The organism is Lacisediminihabitans sp. H27-G8 (assembly GCF_046156175.1).
Lineage (GTDB): Bacteria > Actinomycetota > Actinomycetes > Actinomycetales > Microbacteriaceae > Lacisediminihabitans.
In genome coordinates, this window is the sequence record NZ_JAYLVL010000006.1 from 104,130 (window position 1) to 121,063 (window position 16,934).

A 16,934-nucleotide genomic window follows, 5' to 3' on the forward strand; every position below is an offset into this window, starting at 1 on the left:
TCCGGTAGGAACTTTCAACCTTTACCTGAGCCTTAAAGTTATGCTCAGTATAGGTTTCTTGTTTCGAAGTTAAGGGGCGCGGCGCGATGCCGCCGAGAGGCCGTCCAGCGTGTCGCCAAGTCGCGGCGAGATTGGCGTCAGTTGCCGCCGAGCACCGGATGAGTCGGAGCCGACACGTCGTACTTCGTGGTCGTGCCGCCAACGGTGATGACGGCGGCGAGCACCTTGGCCTTGAGCGCGGACTGCTCCGCACTCCCCCACACGACGGACTGGCCGCCGGTGAGGGTGAGGGTCACGTCATCCGAGGTCTGGGCGGTGACCGTGTCGACCTTCTTCAGCAGGTCGGACGGCAGGGCGAGAAGCACACCGACCGCCGCCGTGAAGGCCGGGCTCGTCTTCGTTGCAGACCCGAGCTCGATCAACGGCAGGCCGGGCTGCCGCTCCGCCGCGGTGTCGATGACGATCCCGGCAGGATCGACCACGGAGAATCCATCCGAGGTCGCGAGCGTGGCGATCGGCGCGCGCTCGGCGATGCGGATGATCAGTGTGTCCGGTGGCACCGTCTCCGTGACGAAGCTGCGGATCAGGGGGAACTTGCCGAGCGCACGGGTGATCGAGCCGAAGTCGACGAGGGCGAGGGGCCGGCCGATCTGGCTATCGACGGCGGTACGAACGCTCGCCGCGCTCACCCGGGATGCGCCCTCCACTCGGATGGTCTTCAGCGAGAGCAGTGGGGAGTACACCGCTCCGGTGACGAAGCCCACGACCAGAAGCAGGGAAAGGCCGCTCACGAGCCAGGTGATGCGCCTGCGCCGGGAGCGGCGGGTGAATCGCCTCGCCTCCCCTCGCTCGTAGGCACGGCGCGCTCGCTCCGCACGCTTGAGATCATGGCGGGCCGCCGCGTCCAGCGGTGTTTCGGACGAGGGAGCCCGTTTGATGCCGCCCGGCCGCTTCGAGCGGCTCGGTGCACTCGGCGCCTCGGATGAGGCTGGGGACGCCGGGTTCGGGGACGCGGACGGAGCCACCGGCCTCTGCACCGACGGCTTCTGCACTGAAGGCTTCTGTGCCGAAGGCCTCTGCACCGAAGGCTTCGGCGCTGAAGGTTTTTGCTCTGAAGGTTTCAGCACCGGAGCCTTCTGCACCGGAGGCGTCGGCGCGGCGGGCTTCTTCGTTCCCGGCATCCGGGGTGGCGTGGCTCCGGTGGTCGAACCCGGCGTGCGATCGAATCCCTCCGGCCGCTTCATCGGGACTCGCCCCCTGGCCCACCCGGCGGCAGCGCCAGGGTCTCGAGGAGCTGCGGGATGATGCGGTAGACATCGCCGCCGCCCATCGGGATCACGAAGTCGCCCTCGCGCGCGATCGAGGCGGCGAAGTCCGCGGCTTCCTGCCACTCGTCGAAATAGTGCACGCGCGACTGGTCGCGGAAGAGCCGGGTGATGAGCTCTCCGGTGACGCCCGGCTCCGGGTCCTGGCGGGCGCCGTAGATCGGCACGACGATTGTGATGTCGGCAAGCGACTCGAAGGTCTCGGCGAATTCGGCCGCCATCTGCTTCGTGCGCGAATAGAGGTGGGGCTGGAAGATCGGGATCAGGCGTCCGGCCCCGACGACTCCGCGCGCGCCGGAGAGGGCTGCCCTGATCTCCGTCGGATGGTGGGCGAAGTCGTCGTAGACGCTCACTCCCCGCACGGTGCCGCGCAGCTCGAAACGTCGCTCAGTCCCCTCGAAGAGGGCGATCGCATCGAGCGCGGCCTGCGGTTCGACACCGAGCGAGACCAGCACGCCGAACGCTCCCGCGGCATTGATCGCGTTGTGGAGCCCGGCGACACGGAGTCGCGTCCCATAGTCGGCACCGCGATAGCGCAGGGTGAAGGCGACCGTCTCGGTACTCTCGATCGAGTGCAGTCGGATGTCGGCATCCGCATGCTGCCCGAATGTCAGCACACTGCGATCTCCGAGGTGAGTGGTCACGGAGACCGCGCGGGCATCGTCACTCGAGATGACGACCCGTTCGGAGGCCTTGCGCGCGAAGGTCACGAAGGCCGCCTCGAAAGCCTCCTCCGAGCCGTAGTGGTCCAGGTGGTCCGGGTCGACATTCGTGATCAGCGAGATCGCGGTGTCGTAGAGCAGAAAAGAGCCGTCCGATTCATCAGCCTCCACGACGAAGACCTCACCGGTGCCGGTGGCGGCGCTGACGCCGAGTGAGCGGATCACTCCCCCGTTGACGAAACTCGAATCCATCTCGAGCGCGAGCATCGCCGTCACGATCATCGCCGTCGACGTGGTCTTTCCGTGAGCTCCCGCGATCGCCACCACGCGATGATTGCGCGTGAGCCAGGCCAGGGCCTGGGCGCGGTGGACGATCGGAAGGTCCCGTTCGCGCGCGGCCAGGAATTCGGGATTGTCTTCGGCGATCGCTCCGGTGACGATGAGGGTATCCGCACCGTCGATGTTGGCGGCGGAATGACCGATCGCCACCGCGACTCCGCTGGCGCGAAGCGCTTCCACCGTTTCCGTCGCACGGATGTCCGAGCCGGTGACCGGCAGACCGGCCTCGAGGAAGAGACGGGCGATGCCGCTCATGCCGGCGCCGCCGATGCCGACGAAGTGCACCCTGCCGAGGTCATCGGGCACGGACTGGGAGAAGTCTGACTTGATCACGGGGTCAAATCTACGGTGGAGGCGCGGGCATCCCCGACGAGGTCCACCATTCGATCGGCGCCGTCGAGCACGCCGACCGGCAGGGTGCGAGCGGCCATGGCGGCGATGGCGGCACGGTCTTCGAGCAGTGGCACCAGGTGGTCGAGCACCCAGCGCGGGGTGAACTGGGCGTTGTCCACGATGAGCGCCCCTCCGGCATCCACGACATCGCGGGCATTGAGTCGCTGCTCGCCGTTGCCGATCGCCAGGGGCACATACACGGCCGGCACCCCGAGGGCGCTGAACTCGCTCACAGTCGCGGCTCCGGCCCGGGCGACGGCGAGATCCGCTGCGGCAAGGGCCAGGTCCATCCGGTCGCAGTAGGGCACCATCAGGTAGTGCGCAAGCCCGGTGGGCGGCAGGATCGAGCGCTCCCCTGTGACGTGCAGGATCTGCCATCCGGCGCCGATGATGGTCGCGGCCGACTCGTTCACGACCTCGTTGATGTGCAGGGCGCCCTGGGACCCGCCGGTCACGAGCAGGGTCGGCCGTGACGGGGAGAGTCCGAAGAACTCGAGGGCCTCCCGTCGCTCCGCCGGCCGGTCGAGCGACTCGATCTCCCGGCGGAGGGGCATGCCGACGAAACGGCCGTGCGGCAGACGGGCAGAGCGGAAGGCAGTGCCGACGAAGCGGGTGAGCCGGGCGCCGAGCCGGTTGGCCATTCCCGGCCGGGCATTCGCCTCGTGGATGGCGATGGCCACGTTCTCTCGCCGAGCGGCGAGATAGGCCGGAGCGGACACATAGCCGCCGAAGCCGACCACGACGTCGATGCGATGCTCACGAATCAGGGCGCGGATGTCGCCGACTAGCCGACCGAATCGGCCGGGGAACCGCAGCGCATCGGCATTCGGGCGGCGAGGGAATGGCAGCCGTGCGACGACCAGGAGCTCATAACCCCGCGCCGGCACCAGGCGTGATTCGAGACCCTCCGCGGTGCCGAGGATGAGGATGACCGCCTCCGGGTCGCGAAGCACGAGCCGGTCGGCGACGGCGAGCAGGGGGTTCACATGTCCAGCGGTTCCCCCGCCGGCGAGGAGATACCGCGTCACCTCAGGCGACCGCCGGTCGCAGTCGTCGGCGAGGCGTTCGGAGCATGGCGCGCGAAGGACAGCACGATTCCGATGCCGAGGAGCGTGGTGACGAGGGCGGACCCTCCCGCGGAGATCAAGGGGAGCGGCACTCCCAGCACGGGTAACAGTCCCAGCACCACCGCGATGTTCACGAAGGCCTGGCCGATGACCCAGATGAGCACCGCGCTGACGGCGACCCGGGCGAAGGCGTCGGTGGTGGGGCGCGCCCGGATGATCCGCACGAAGGTGATCGCGAGCACGAGGAGCAGAACCAGCACGAGGATGGCGCCGATGAGTCCGAGTTCTTCGCCGATGATCGCGAAGATGAAGTCGTTGTCCGCCTCTGGCAGCCAGGACCATTTGAGTTTCGAGTTGCCGAGCCCCACCCCGAAGATGCCACCGGAGGCCAGTGCCCACCAGCCGTGCACGGTCTGCCAGCAGAGTCCGTTGTGGTCGGTATCTGTCTGGCAGCCGTTGACCACAGCCGCGATTCGGGAGGCCCGGGAGCCAGAACCGAGCGCGATGGCGGCGCCGGCGATCACGATGGCCACGAGGGGAATCGCGAAGAGCCGCATGCTGACACCGGCGAAGAACAGCGTGGCGAAGACGATCGCGAGCAGGATGATCGCGGTGCCGACGTCGCCGCCGAGCACGACGAGCCCGATCGCGAGTCCCGCCGGGATGAGTGGCTTGATGAGCTCCCGCCAGTCGTCCAGCCGATCCTGCATGCCCGCGAGGGACTTGCCGAGCCAGAGCACGAGGGCGACCTTGATGAGCTCCGAAGGCTGGGCGGTAAAGCCGGCGATGTTGATCCAGTTGCGGTTTCCGTTGATCTCGACGCCGATGTGCGGCACGAAGACCAGCAGCTGGAGTCCGATGGCGATGACGAGGAATCGACCGGCCCATTTCTTCCAGAAGAAGGCGGGGAGGCGGGCCGCGATGAGCATCAGGGGCACACCGATGGCGGCGAACAGTACCTGCCGAATGAAGCCGTTGAAGAAGTCGCCGCTCGCTTTGAAGGACTCGACCGCCGAGGAGGAGAGCACCATCACCAGTCCGAAGACCACGAGGAAGAGCGTCGTTCCGAGAAGGAGGAAGTAACTGCCGGTCTCGGCGGCGAAGAGACGCTTGACGGTGACCACGGCGGCGGGGCCGCGGGACTCGTTCTGTTCTGCCGCGCGGGCACCGGGGACGGGGCGCGCCGCGGGCCTAGCCTTCGCCCGGGGTCGCGGGGGGCTCGTGGTCATTCGTGCCCTCTCCGCCTGCATCTCGTGCTGTGTCTGCCTCGCGCACCGCGTCTGCGAACCGGTTGCCCCGGTCGGCGTAGTCGGTGAACTGGTCCATGGATGCGGCCGCCGGAGCGAGAAGGACTGTGTCCCCGGGCTGGGCAACCGCGACCGCCAGTCTCACGACTGTCGGCATCACCTCTTTAGTGTCGGCGGTGTCGACCTCGAACACGGGCAGCGATGGCGCGTGTCGCAGGAACGCCTCGCGAAGCGCGGAACGGTCGGCACCGATCAGGACTACCGCACGCAGCCGCGCCCGGTTCGCCGACACCAGTTCGGTGACATCCACTCCCTTGAGCAGTCCGCCGACCACCCAGACCACGGAGTCGAAGGATTCGAGCGCAGCCTGGGCCGCGTGCGGATTCGTCGCCTTCGAGTCGTTCACCCACCGGATGCCGTCGCGGTCGAGGATCGTCTCTGTGCGGTGATGGTCCATGCGGAAGGCACGAAGCGCCGCGCGGATATCGGCCGGCGATACATCGAAAGATCGGGCGAGGGCGGATGCGGCGAGCACATTGGCGATCATGTGCGGCGAGCCGAGACCCACGGTCTCGAGTTCGTGGACCGTGGTGATCTCGGTGGCAGAGCGCCAGCGGTCGGCAAGGAAGGCGCGATCCACCACGATCTCGTCGACGAGACCGACATCGCTCGGGCCGGGAAGGCCGCGACCGAAGCCGATCGCGCGGCATCCCTCCACCACCTCCGCCTCCTCGACGAGTTCTCGGGTGGTGTCGTCCTCGAGGTTGTAGACACAGGCGACCCGGGTGCGTTCGTAGACGCTGCCTTTGGCTACGCGGTAGGCCGCAGCCGAACCATGCCAATCGAGGTGGTCATCCGCCACGTTGAGACACACGCTCGACCACGCAGACATGGACTGCAGGTAGTGCAGCTGGAAGCTGGAGAGTTCGACGACCAGAGCATCGAATCCGATCGGGTCGCGCACGGCATCGAGCACCGGCACGCCGACGTTGCCGCAGGCGATCGCCCGCTTGCCGCCCGCGACGAGCATCGCGGTCGTGAGCTGCGTCGTGGTCGTCTTGCCGTTGGTGCCGGTGATGGCGATCCACTCGGCGACACGACCCGAACGATCGCGCAGTCGCCAGGCGAGTTCGACATCTCCCCACACCGGCACGCCGGCGCCCGTGGACCACGCGACGAGCGGATGCGATGGGGCGAAGCCGGGCGAGACGACGACGAGCTCCGGAGCGAAGGCTTCCAGCTCTGTCTCCAGCTCGGCGACAGCGAGGCGCACTCCGATCACGTCGAGCAGATCGGCGATCTCGCCATCGGCACGATCGGCCAGCACGACCAGCTCGGCTCCGAGCTCCGCGAGGGTGTCGGCGACCGAGAATCCGGTCATCCCCAGCCCGAGCACGGCGACCCGAAGCCCCGCCCAGTCGGCATTCCATCCGGTGAGGCCGGCCACATCATCCGCAGTCCGTGACATCAGGGAACCCGGGAGAGCCATTCGAGGTAGAAGGTGCCGACACCGGCGGCCACGAAGAGGCCGGAGATGATCCAGAACCGCACGACGATCGTGACCTCCGCCCAGCCCTTCATCTCGAAGTGGTGATGCAGCGGGCTCGCGCGCCAGATCCGTTTGCCGCGGGTCGCCTTGAAGTAGATGCGCTGCACGATCACCTGACCGGTGATGACGAGGAACAGTCCGCCGATCAGCACGAGGAGCAGCTCGGTGCGGGAGAGGATCGCGAGCGCCGCGAGAGCCCCACCGAGGCCGAACGATCCGGTGTCGCCCATGTGGATCTGGGCCGGAGCGGTGTTCCACCAGAGGAAGCCGATGAGCGAGCCGACGATCGCCGCCGCGACCACCGCGATGTCGAGCGGACGGGACACGGTGTAGCACTTGAAGAGATTGCCGCTCTCCGCGATCGTCGCGCTGAAGCAGGACTGGTTCGACTGCCAGAATCCGATGATGATGTAGGAGCCGATTGCGAAGATGGACGACCCGGCGGCGAGGCCGTCGAGCCCGTCGGCGAGATTCACCGCATTGGTGGTCGCCGTCGTGATCAGCACGATCCAGGCGATGAAGAGGATGATCCCGAAGGTCGCGCCGAACACCACGACGAAGTTGAAGTTGAGATCGCGCACGAAGGAGATCGCCGTCGAGGCCGGTGTGCGGTTGTTCGCGTCCCGGTAGACGATGGCGATGATGCCGAACACGATGGCCACGATCACCGTGCCGACGATCTTGTACCAGCCGGCGAGGCCGACACTGTTCTGGCGCTTGACCTTGAGGTAGTCGTCCAGGAAGCCGATCAGGCCGAGGCCCGCCATCATCGCGAGCACGAGGATGCCGGTGCCGGCGACGGAGTCTCCCCCGACGAGATGCCCGACGAAATAGCCCACTATCGACGCGGTGATGAAGACGATTCCGCCCATCGACGGCGTTCCGCGCTTCATCACGTGCGCGGTGGGGGTGTCAGCCCGGTAGAACTGTCCGAGCTTCAGCCGCCTGAACGCTTTCGCGAACACCGGTGTCAGCAGCAGGGTGAACACCATTCCGACGCCGCCGGCGGTGAGGAGCGCGATCACGCGGGCACCCCACCGAGACGGTCGCCGAGAAAGCGGAGGTTGGCGGACTTCGACGATTTCACCAGCACGACGTCGCCCGCGCGCAGGTCCCCGCTCAGCTGCTCGTAGGCCTCGTCGGCGGTCGCGACGAGCGCGGACTCCCCGTCCCACGAGCCCTCGAGGCCCGCGGCGTTGTGGATCTGCCGGGCCCCGTGGCCCACCACGATGAGCTTCTGGATGTTGAGGCGCACCACGAGGCGCCCGATGCGGTCGTGCTCTTCGTCGGAATACTCGCCGAGAGCGGTCATCTCGCCGAGAATCGCGATGGAGCGCTGCCCAGGTTCGATGATCTGCGCAAGGGTCTTGAGCGCGGCCGACATCGAGTCAGGGCTGGCGTTGTAGGCATCGTTGATCACCACGATGCCGTCTGGTCGGGTCAACACCTCCATGCGCCAGCGTTCGGCGCGCGGCACGGTCTCGAGCGCGGTGATGGCGCTGTCGAGGTCCACCCCGAGCTCCCGAGCCACCGCGAGAGTGGCGAGGGCGTTCATCACGTGGTGCTCGCCCAGGATCCGCAGCTGCACCGGCCGGTGGAAATCGCCGGCGATGAGCGTGAATGCCGTGCCGGAGGCGGTGGCACGGAGGTCGTCGCCGCGGACATCGGCCGTGGCATCCAGTCCGAACCAGACCGGGCGGGCCTTGGTGAGGGCAGCCATGGCGGCGACGCGTTCGTCGTCGACGTTGAGGACGGCGACGGCGCCGGCCGGGAGCTCGGTGACGATCTCGGACTTCGCCCGCTGTGTCTGCTCGATCCCGCCGAATTCGCCGGCATGGGCGAGCCCCACCTTGAGCACCACCGAGATGTCCGGCACCGCGATACCGACGGTGCGGGCGATATCCCCGATTGCGGATGCCCCCATCTCGATGACGAGGAAGCGCGTACCGAAGTCGATGGAGAGCATCGAGAGGGGCGCCCCGACCTGGTTGTTGAAGGAACCGGGAGGGGCGATGGTGGCTCCGGCCGTCTCCAGCACCGCGCGCAGCATGTTCTTCGTGGTGGTCTTGCCGTTGGATCCGGTGATGCCGATGACCTTCAGCGCGCCCTCTGCGCGCACGCGGGCAACGACGAACCGGGCGAGATCGGCGAGGGCCGTGAGCGTGTCATCCACCACGACCTGGGACACCGGCAGTTCGAGTTCGTGGTCGACGATCACCAGTGCCGCGCCATTGTCGAGCGCGGCGTGCGCGAACAGGTGTCCGTCGGAGACTTCCCCGGGCAGCGCGATGAAGATCGATCCCGCGGTGACGAGCCTCGAGTCGGTCTGCACCGATCCGGAGATGTCGTCGAAGTCGTGGCTTCCCGGCGCGAGGCGAAGGGTGCCGCCGACGGCCGCCGAGAGCTCGGCAAGCGTGAGGGAGATCACTTAGGCCCAACCCGCCTCTCGCAGGGCCTCGCGGGCCTCCGCGCGGGCCGAGTACGGCGTGCGCTCGCCCCGGATGTCGCGGTAATCCTGATGCCCCGGGCCGGCCCAGAGGATGGAGTCGCCCTCCTGGGCGAGCGCCACCGCCACGCGGATCGCCTTCTCGGGGGGACTGACCTCGTGCAGCTCCGCCTGGTGCTCGGCGAGATTCGCGCCCTCGATGAGGGTGGCCCGGATGGATTCCGGGTCTTCGAATCGCGGGTGATGATCGGTTATCACCAGGATGTCGGATCCCTCTGAGGCGACCCGGCCCATCTCGTGCCGCTTTGTCGTGTCCCGGTCGCCGTCGGCGCCGAACACCATGATCACGCGGCCGGTGGTGAACTTGCTCACGGCGCCGAGGGTGTTGAGGAAGGCATCGGGACTGTGACCGAAATCGACGTAGACACTCGGTCCGCGGTCTCCGGAGACCCGCTCGGTGCGTCCGGGCAGGTAGGCGTCGATACCGCCCTCGATCGCCTGGCCGATGGCTTCGAGTTCGAAACCCGCCTCCACCAGCATCACGATCGCGAGCGCCGCGTTGGCCGCCATGTGCCAGCCGATGAGGGGCACGTGCGTGGTGATCGAACGCCCCTCCGGCCCGGTGAGGGTGAATTCCACGCCGGAGGCGCGCTCATCGAGGATCTCGACGTTCCACTCCCCCACGATGCCGGGAGTCGCGGAGATCGTGGTGACCGGGATACGGGACCGGTCGACGACCTTCTGGCCCCAGGCGGTGTCGAGGGAGACGACTCCGCGCTTTCCGCGCTCCGGGTCGAAGAACCCGAGCTTGGCTTCGAAGTACTCGTCCATGTCGGCGTAGTCGTCGAGGTGGTCGTGGCTGAGGTTGGTGAAGGCCACCACATCGAACATGAGCCCGTCGATCCGGTTCTTGGTGAGGGCCTGAGCGCTCACCTCGACGGCGACCGCTCGCACCTCGCTCTCGCGCATCCGGGCGAGCAGGGCGTGCATCTCGCTCGCTTCGGGGGTGGTGAGCCGGGAGACGACGCTCACGTCGCCGATGTGACGCTCTGCAGTGGACGAAAGGCCCGTCACGAGCCCGAGCTGCTTGAGAATCGCTTCGAGGATGTAGGCGGTGGAGGTCTTGCCGTTGGTGCCGGTGATACCGAGCATGAGCGGCGGATGCTCGTTGGTGCGGTACACCCACGCCGAGACCTCGCCGAGCGCGAGGCGCGGCGACTCGACGATCACGATCGGCAGACCGCTGTCCGCGGCGAGTGCGGCTCCGGCCCGGTCGGTGAGCACCGCAACGGCACCGCTCGCGGCCGCCTGCGCCGCGTAGGAGGCGCCGTGGCTGTTGAGACCCTGGATGCCCACGTAGAGGTCACCAGATTCCACCTCGGTCGAACGCAGGGTGACTCCGGTGATCTCGACGCCGTCGAGGGAGCCGACCGAGTCAAGCCCGAATTCCGAAACGAGTCCGGTGAGAGGCCTGGCCAGCGGATGCTCCGGTCGAAGAACCGGGGGGATCCGTGCAGTCACAGCGTCTACTTTCTTACCAGGTCGTCGCCGGATAGGTGGATGGCGTTGTCGACGGGGGGACCCGGTACTTTGTGAGCACCTGGGACATGATCTTCTTGAAGGTCGGCGCCGCAGCGGCCGAACTCTTCATGGTAGCTGGCTTCGTGTAGGTCACGACAACCACGTACTGAGGGTTCTCTGCGGGGGCGATACCGGCGAACGACACGATGCGGTCGGAGGTGTAGCCGCCCGGCCCCGCGACCTCCGCGGTGCCGCTCTTGCCCGCCACGCGGTAGCCCGGGATCTTCACGGCCTTGGACAGCTCGCCGCCCTGCACCACGCTTTCGAGCATGTTGACCACGGTCTTCGCCGTGCTCTCGGACACCACCCGCGTCCCCGCGGTGGAGGGTACATCGGTGACGGTTCCGTCGGGCTTGGTGCAGCTCTCGACGAGGGTCATCGGCAGTCTCACACCACCGTTCGCGAGCGTGCCGAAGATCTGAGCCACTTGCAGGGCGGTCGCAGAGACACCCTGGCCGTAGAGCACGTTGTACTTGCTCTGATCGTCCCAGGGTTTCGACGCGCTTCCGGTGACACCGAGGTTGCCCGAAGCCTCACCCAAGAAGTCGACGGCGGTCTTCTGGCCCAAGCCGAACTTCTTCATGTAGGCGAGGCGCACATCCTCGGGCACCTGCGACCCGAGCATGGAGATGCCGACGTTCGACGAGTTCTGCAGCACTCCGGTGAGCGTGAGCTGCTCGGTGGGGTGAGGAGTGGCATCGCGCACGAAACCGCCCTCGGGTGTCGTCCATTTCGAGGGGACAGTCGCCTGCATGCTCGGTGATCCGATCCCCGTCTCGAGCAGGATTGCGGCAGACATCGCCTTGAAGACGGAACCCGGTTCGTATTGGGCAGTGAAGGCACGGGATCCGAAGTTCTCCACGGCAGAGCCATCGATGTTGTTCGGGTCGACGGCGGGCCAGTCGGCGGCCGCCATGATGTGGAAATCCTTGATGCGCAGCACGATGGCCGTACCGGACTGGGCGCCGACCGCGGTGGCCTGCTCCGCGATCGCTTGAGTGGCGAACCAGTCGAGGTCGCTGTCGATGGAGAGTTTGAGTGTGCCCCCGGGAGTGGATGGCTTGGTGGTGATCGAACTGCCGGGGATCTGCACACCGTCGGCACCCTGCTCGTAGGTTGTTGTGCCGTTGGTGCTGGCGAGGCACTTGTCGCCCGTGACCTCGAGCCCGCCGCCGGGGCCTCCCGTGTTCATGTACCCGGTGAGGTTTCCGGCTACCGCGCCGTTCGGATAGGTGCGCTTGGGATGCAGTTGGAAGACGATGCCCGGGATCTTGAGCTTCTCGATGGCACGACGTGTCGCGAGATCGACCGACTTGGTGACGACGGAATAGTTCGAGTTCGGGTCCTTGGTCAACGCCTGGTACACCGTCGCCGGATCCTGCTTGGTGAGGCCGGCGAGCTCGGTGGCGGCCTGCATCACGGTGATGGTGGTCCTGGTGCCATCCTTCGCGGTGACGGTGAACCCGCCGGCCGCGTTCATCTTCGTGAAGTTCGCCGGGGACACGGTCACGTCGTAGCGATTGACGCTGTCGGCGAGCATCACACCGTTGGTGTCGACGATGTCGCCGCGCGCCGCGTAGGTGGGGGTCTCGACCGCTCTCTTACTGAGCGCATCGGTGGTCAGCTGATCGGCCCGCACGAGCTGGATGTCGACGAGCCGTACGGCGAAGACGCCGATGACGGCGAACACCATCACGATCGCGAGGGCCAGGCGACGACGACTGCGACGCGGATTGGTCACGGGCGCCTCCTCTCGGGATGCGTGCTGGTGGTGGTCAGTGAGTGATCGGCGACGGCAGCACGGTCTGTGCGGGAGCCCCCGGAGTGGACGCTACCGACCCCGCGCCCGCCGATGCGGCAGGCGCGCCCGTCGCCGCCGTCGCCGCCGCCGCGGCTGCGCTCGCGCCGAGGGCAGAGATGTCGGGGGTGATCAGTGCGTTCGGGGTGTAGGTCGCTGCGTCCGCAGCAACGGCCGTGTCGGCCGCGGCCGGGGTGGGGGCTCGCGTGACCCCTCCGGAGAGGCTGAGGAAGCCCTGGCTGCCCGTGTTCATCACCATTCCGAGCGCGGTTGCCTGACCGGCGAGGTTCTGTGGAGACTGAAGCACGTTGAGGGACTCCGCGAGAGCCTGCTGGTCGCGCGACAGGTCGCGCTGGGTCTGCTGCAGGCCAGAGATCTGGTAGGCGCCATCCGACAGCCAGATGCTGAGCAGAAGCTGCGCCATGAGGATCACGAACAGGCCGGCGACGGCCACGAGGGCGTAGACGACTCGCGGGCGGGCCCGCTTCTGGCTACGGCTCGAGACGATCTCGATGTGGCGGGGGTGGATATCGCGTTCGGCCGGAAGGAAATCTGGCAGATCGATGGCGAGAGTGTTACTCATGCGGCCCTCCGGATGCGTGACGCGGCGCGCAGCCGCACTGGGGTGGACCGCGGGTTCGCGGCTTTCTCGTCGTCGGTGGCGAGTTCTGCGCCGCGTACGAGAAGGGTGAACTCTGCCCGGTGTTCCGGCAGCTCGATGGGGAGCCCGGCCGGAGCGGTGGAGGAGGATGCGGCGGCCAGGGCGCGCTTGACGATGCGGTCTTCGAGCGACTGGTAGGAGAGCACGACGATGCGACCGTCGACGGCGAGGGAGCGGAGCGCGGCCGGGATGGCCCGCTCGAGCACCGACAGCTCCTGGTTCACCTCGATGCGAAGCGCCTGGAAGACCCGCTTGGCCGGGTGCCCCTTGCGCTGGATCGCCACGGGCGTCGCGGCGGTGATCAGTTCGACGAGTTCGGCAGAGCGCACGAGCGGCCGTGTCTCGCGGGTCTCCACGATCTTCTTGGCGTAGCGCTGGGCGAGACGCTCCTCGCCGAACTCCCAGAAGATACGACGCAACTCGGTCTCGCTGTAGTCCGCGAGGATGCGCTCGGCGGTCAGCGGCGACGTGGCATCCATCCGCATGTCGAGCGGGGCGTCCTTGGAGTAGGAGAACCCGCGCTCCACCCGGTCGAGCTGCAGGGACGAGACTCCGAGGTCGAAGAGGATCCCCGACACCTCGACCATGCCCAGTTCTTCGAGGGATTCCTCGAACCGGTCGTAGACCGTGTGCACGAGGTGCACCCGGTCACCGAAGGGGGCGAGTCGCTCGCCCGCGATGGCGAGGGCGTCGGTGTCGCGGTCGAGCCCCACGAGCACGAGCTCGGGGAATCGCTGAAGGAAGGCCTCGGCGTGGCCGGCCATGCCGAGCGTGGCGTCCACGAGCACGGCGCCCGGGTGGGAGAGAGCGGGGCTGAGCAGCTCGATGCTCCGTTCGAGCATCACGGGGGTGTGGATCTGGTTTTCGACCATAGTGGCCGGTGTCTTCTGTTCCTTGTTCCTGATCCCCATCCGTCCGACCTGTCACCGGGGAAGTGATGTCAGGGCGAATCGACGGCTGGGAGTCAGGAACAAGGGCTCTAGAAGAGTCCCGGGATCACCTCCTCCGTCGTGTCGGCGAAGGCACTCTCCTGCTCGGAGTAGTAGGTCTCCCACGCGGCGGTGTCCCAGATCTCCGCTCGGTTGCCCGCACCGATCACGGTGAGGTCGCGGCCGAGGCCGGCGTACGCGCGAAGGCCGGCGGGAATCGTGACACGGTGCTGGGCGTCCGGCACCTCGGCATTCGCACCGGAGAGAAAGAGTCGCAGGTAGTCACGTGCCTGCTTGCTGGTGACGGGAGCCTGGCGGATGCGGTCGTGGAGCTCTTCGAACTCGCGGGTGGAGAACACGTAGAGGCAGCGCTCCTGGCCACGGGTGATGACGATGCCGGATTCGAGCTCCGACCAGAACTTGGCCGGAAGGATGATGCGGCCTTTGTCGTCGAGCTTGGGGGTGTGCGTGCCAAGGAACATCGGCCACTCCCCCTCATTCTCCGGCCTGGATTCAGGTGTACTCCACTTTACTCCACTCTCCACCACAAAACAATGAAAAGCGCGCCGAATTGCCCCTTTCTGGGGTGGAGTCTCCCGTAATACCGGGCTAGTAGGCCGTGGAGGGAAATGAAGCTACTTGGTGGAATCCGGAGCAAAAATGGGCACAAAAAAAGGCCGATCTCTCGATCGGCCCAAATTTGTGAGGTCTGCTTACTGTTGGCGCCCGTCCTGGCGCTTGTCCCACCGCTCGTTCATGCGATCCATGAAGGTCGCTTTGGAACGCGTTTCCGTGGGGCGCGGGGGCTCTTCGACGAGACGCCGCGGAGACGAGATCGCCACGAGCACGCCCACGAACATGACGATGAAGCCGGCGACCCCGAGGATGGCGAGTTGGAGCATCACTCCCGCCACGATGACCGCAACCCCGACCAGCCCGACCAGGATGCCGATCACGATGGAACGGTAGGTGGGGCGCCCTCGACCCGATCCGACGGTCGCGACGAAGTCGGCGTCGTTGTGATAGAGACTGCGTTCCATCTCGTCCAGGAGACGCTGTTCATGTTCTGACAGCGGCATAGTGACTCCCTTCAGGTCAGAGGCGTGGTGGTGCTACATGCCAATTGTAGGCTCCCCCACGTGGCTAGGCTATAACCGTGCCTGAGAGTAAGCGGTTAGTTGACCTTGTCCAGAACGACATCGATGCCTTTCTGGATGAACGGGAGCCGCTGCTCGCATCCATCGGGTCGGACCTCGCCCCGTTCATCGACTTCTCCCGGGATCTGCTGAGGGGCGGAAAGCGGTTCCGCGCGCTGTTCTGTTACTGGGGTTGGCAGTCCGTGAGCGGCCACACAACGGCTTTCGATGTGATGCCCGACCGCAGCGCCCCGAGCGACCTCGAGGCGATCGTGCTCGCCGCGAGCGGCCTCGAGGTCTTCCATGCGGCCGCGCTCGTGCACGACGACATCATGGACAACTCCGATACCCGTCGCGGTATGCCCAGTGCGCACAAGCGCTTCGAGGGCCTGCACGACGACGGTCGGTGGACCGGAAGCGCACGCGGGTTCGGCCAGTCCGCCGCCCTGCTCCTCGGCGACCTGCTTCTGAGCTGGAGCGACGAACTCTTCGACTCCGGGCTGCAGGCGCTGTCTTCTCCCGCATCCCGGGTGGCCGCCCGAGCGGAATTCAACCGGATGCGCACAGAGGTGACTGTCGGCCAGTATCTCGACATCCTCGAGGAGCGGAGCTGGCGCAACTATCCCGAACCGGAGCTCCTGTCCCGGGCGCACCGGGTCATCGTCTACAAATCCGCGAAATACAGCATCGAGGCACCCCTCGCGATCGGCGCGGCGCTGGCCGGCGGATCGGTCGAACAGGTCACGGCGCTGCGGGAATTCGGACTACCGCTGGGAATCGCCTACCAGTTGCGCGACGATCTGCTCGGTGTCTTCGGCGATCCGGAGACCACCGGAAAACCCTCCGGCGACGACCTCCGTGAGGGCAAGCGCACGGTGCTGATCGCTCTCGCGCGAACCAAGCTCCCCTCGAACGCGACGAGCCTCCTCGACGAGTTGCTCGGGGACCCCGAACTCTCTCCTCAGCAGGTGGCGATGCTCCAGGCATCCATCCGCGACAGCGGTGCGGTCGAACACGTCGAGCAGATCATCGATCACAACGTGAAGCTGGCGATTACCGCGATCGCGGATGCCCCGCTCAGCCAGTCGTCGAAGCAACAACTCGTGCAACTCGCCGACACCGTGATCAAGCGGGTCGCGTGACCCGCTGCGCGCGCGGCAGCGGGAGGGGCTAGAACCCGAGAGCCTGCGCGACCCGGCGCACCTCGGCCTTGCGCCCGGCTCGCAGCGCGTCGATCGGCGGGATGCCGATGCTCTCCTCCTCGGTGAGCAGCCAGTGCATCGCCTCGTCGTCGCTGTAGCCGCTGTCATGCAGCACCAGCAGTGTTCCGCGCAGCTCCGGAAGCGGCTCGGCGTCACGGATGAACGATTCCGGTACCTTCCAGACACCGTCGATTTTCGAGGCGAGAAGGCTGTGGTCCTCGATCAACCGACGCACCTTGCTCACGCCGATTCCGAGGATGTCGACGAGTTCAGGAAGGGTGAGCCAGCGGGTATCCGAAGCAGTAGTCACGAACGCAATGCTGCCAGAAGCGGACGCTCCTGCAAACTTCGGAGTTTTGTTTCGATCGTGTTAACTCAAACAACATGCGTCCCGCTAATTGACACTGTTATAGATGTGTGTCAGCGTTCTGTGATGGCGTGATGCCCGAGCGCGGGTTCCGGGCTTATCTCGGGGGCGAGAGATAGACAGAGGTTTGAGCATGACGAACACATTCGAAACGGGCGATGCCCGCAGCACGCGACGCCAAGCGAACCGTGCCGACCAGGGCAAGTTGGCTCGTGGCCTCTTCAACACCATT

15 protein-coding genes are annotated in these 16,934 nt (G+C 66.6%); 1 reads left to right on the top strand and 14 read right to left on the bottom strand.

What is annotated here, in order from left to right; genetic code table 11:
* Positions 1-137: 137 nt before the first annotated feature.
* From VLI63_RS16485 to VLI63_RS16545, 13 genes are all read right to left on the bottom strand, one after another.
* A complete protein-coding gene (locus VLI63_RS16485) occupies positions 138-1,244 on the bottom strand; it encodes an FtsQ-type POTRA domain-containing protein (RefSeq protein ID WP_409157944.1) in 1,107 nt (368 codons plus the stop codon).
* Positions 1,241-2,659: a UDP-N-acetylmuramate--L-alanine ligase gene (gene murC / locus VLI63_RS16490; protein ID WP_409157945.1), complete on the bottom strand. Its 1,419-nt coding sequence runs from the start codon at positions 2,657-2,659 to the stop codon at positions 1,241-1,243. The genes VLI63_RS16485 and murC overlap by 4 nt, the downstream gene beginning before the upstream one ends.
* Positions 2,656-3,747: a UDP-N-acetylglucosamine--N-acetylmuramyl-(pentapeptide) pyrophosphoryl-undecaprenol N-acetylglucosamine transferase gene (locus tag VLI63_RS16495; RefSeq protein WP_409157946.1), complete on the bottom strand. Its 1,092-nt coding sequence runs from the start codon at positions 3,745-3,747 to the stop codon at positions 2,656-2,658. The genes murC and VLI63_RS16495 overlap by 4 nt, the downstream gene beginning before the upstream one ends.
* The gene (gene ftsW / locus VLI63_RS16500) at positions 3,744-5,015 is read right to left on the bottom strand and encodes a putative lipid II flippase FtsW (protein WP_409157947.1); all 1,272 of its coding nucleotides are present in this window, start codon (positions 5,013-5,015) and stop codon (positions 3,744-3,746) included. Before ftsW ends, VLI63_RS16495 begins: the two co-directional genes overlap by 4 nt.
* Positions 4,978-6,501, bottom strand: a complete 1,524-nt coding sequence (gene murD / locus VLI63_RS16505; protein ID WP_409157948.1) for a UDP-N-acetylmuramoyl-L-alanine--D-glutamate ligase — start codon at positions 6,499-6,501, stop codon at positions 4,978-4,980. Before murD ends, ftsW begins: the two co-directional genes overlap by 38 nt.
* Positions 6,501-7,607, bottom strand: a complete 1,107-nt coding sequence (mraY, locus tag VLI63_RS16510) for a phospho-N-acetylmuramoyl-pentapeptide-transferase (RefSeq protein ID WP_409157949.1) — start codon at positions 7,605-7,607, stop codon at positions 6,501-6,503. Before mraY ends, murD begins: the two co-directional genes overlap by 1 nt.
* A complete protein-coding gene (gene murF, locus VLI63_RS16515) occupies positions 7,604-9,010 on the bottom strand; it encodes a UDP-N-acetylmuramoyl-tripeptide--D-alanyl-D-alanine ligase (protein WP_409157950.1) in 1,407 nt (468 codons plus the stop codon). The genes mraY and murF overlap by 4 nt, the downstream gene beginning before the upstream one ends.
* On the bottom strand, positions 9,011-10,549 hold the full coding sequence (locus tag VLI63_RS16520) for a Mur ligase family protein (RefSeq protein ID WP_409157951.1): 1,539 nt from the start codon (positions 10,547-10,549) through the stop codon (positions 9,011-9,013).
* 13 nt (positions 10,550-10,562) lie between these two features.
* Entirely contained in the window at positions 10,563-12,350 is a 1,788-nt protein-coding gene (locus VLI63_RS16525; protein ID WP_409157952.1) for a peptidoglycan D,D-transpeptidase FtsI family protein, read from the bottom strand.
* 34 nt (positions 12,351-12,384) lie between these two features.
* A complete protein-coding gene (locus tag VLI63_RS16530; RefSeq protein WP_409157953.1) occupies positions 12,385-12,990 on the bottom strand; it encodes a hypothetical protein in 606 nt (201 codons plus the stop codon).
* Positions 12,987-13,940 carry a 16S rRNA (cytosine(1402)-N(4))-methyltransferase RsmH gene (rsmH, locus tag VLI63_RS16535; RefSeq protein ID WP_409157954.1) on the bottom strand — a complete coding sequence of 318 codons (954 nt, stop codon included), beginning with the start codon at positions 13,938-13,940 and terminating at the stop codon, positions 12,987-12,989. Before rsmH ends, VLI63_RS16530 begins: the two co-directional genes overlap by 4 nt.
* Before the next feature lie 107 nt (positions 13,941-14,047).
* Positions 14,048-14,479, bottom strand: coding sequence for a division/cell wall cluster transcriptional repressor MraZ (gene mraZ, locus VLI63_RS16540; protein ID WP_409157955.1), 432 nt, complete (start codon positions 14,477-14,479; stop codon positions 14,048-14,050).
* Positions 14,480-14,710: 231 nt separating this feature from the next.
* Positions 14,711-15,076 carry a DUF3040 domain-containing protein gene (locus VLI63_RS16545; RefSeq protein WP_409157956.1) on the bottom strand — a complete coding sequence of 122 codons (366 nt, stop codon included), beginning with the start codon at positions 15,074-15,076 and terminating at the stop codon, positions 14,711-14,713.
* Between the two features lie 77 nt (positions 15,077-15,153).
* Between VLI63_RS16545 and VLI63_RS16550 the strand changes: the two genes are divergently transcribed.
* Complete coding sequence (locus VLI63_RS16550; protein WP_409157957.1) at positions 15,154-16,275, top strand: polyprenyl synthetase family protein; 1,122 nt, start codon at positions 15,154-15,156, stop codon at positions 16,273-16,275.
* Between the two features lie 28 nt (positions 16,276-16,303).
* Here VLI63_RS16550 and VLI63_RS16555 read toward each other — a convergent pair whose 3' ends face one another.
* Positions 16,304-16,645, bottom strand: a complete 342-nt coding sequence (locus tag VLI63_RS16555; protein ID WP_185203631.1) for an Rv2175c family DNA-binding protein — start codon at positions 16,643-16,645, stop codon at positions 16,304-16,306.
* Positions 16,646-16,934: the final 289 nt, after the last annotated feature.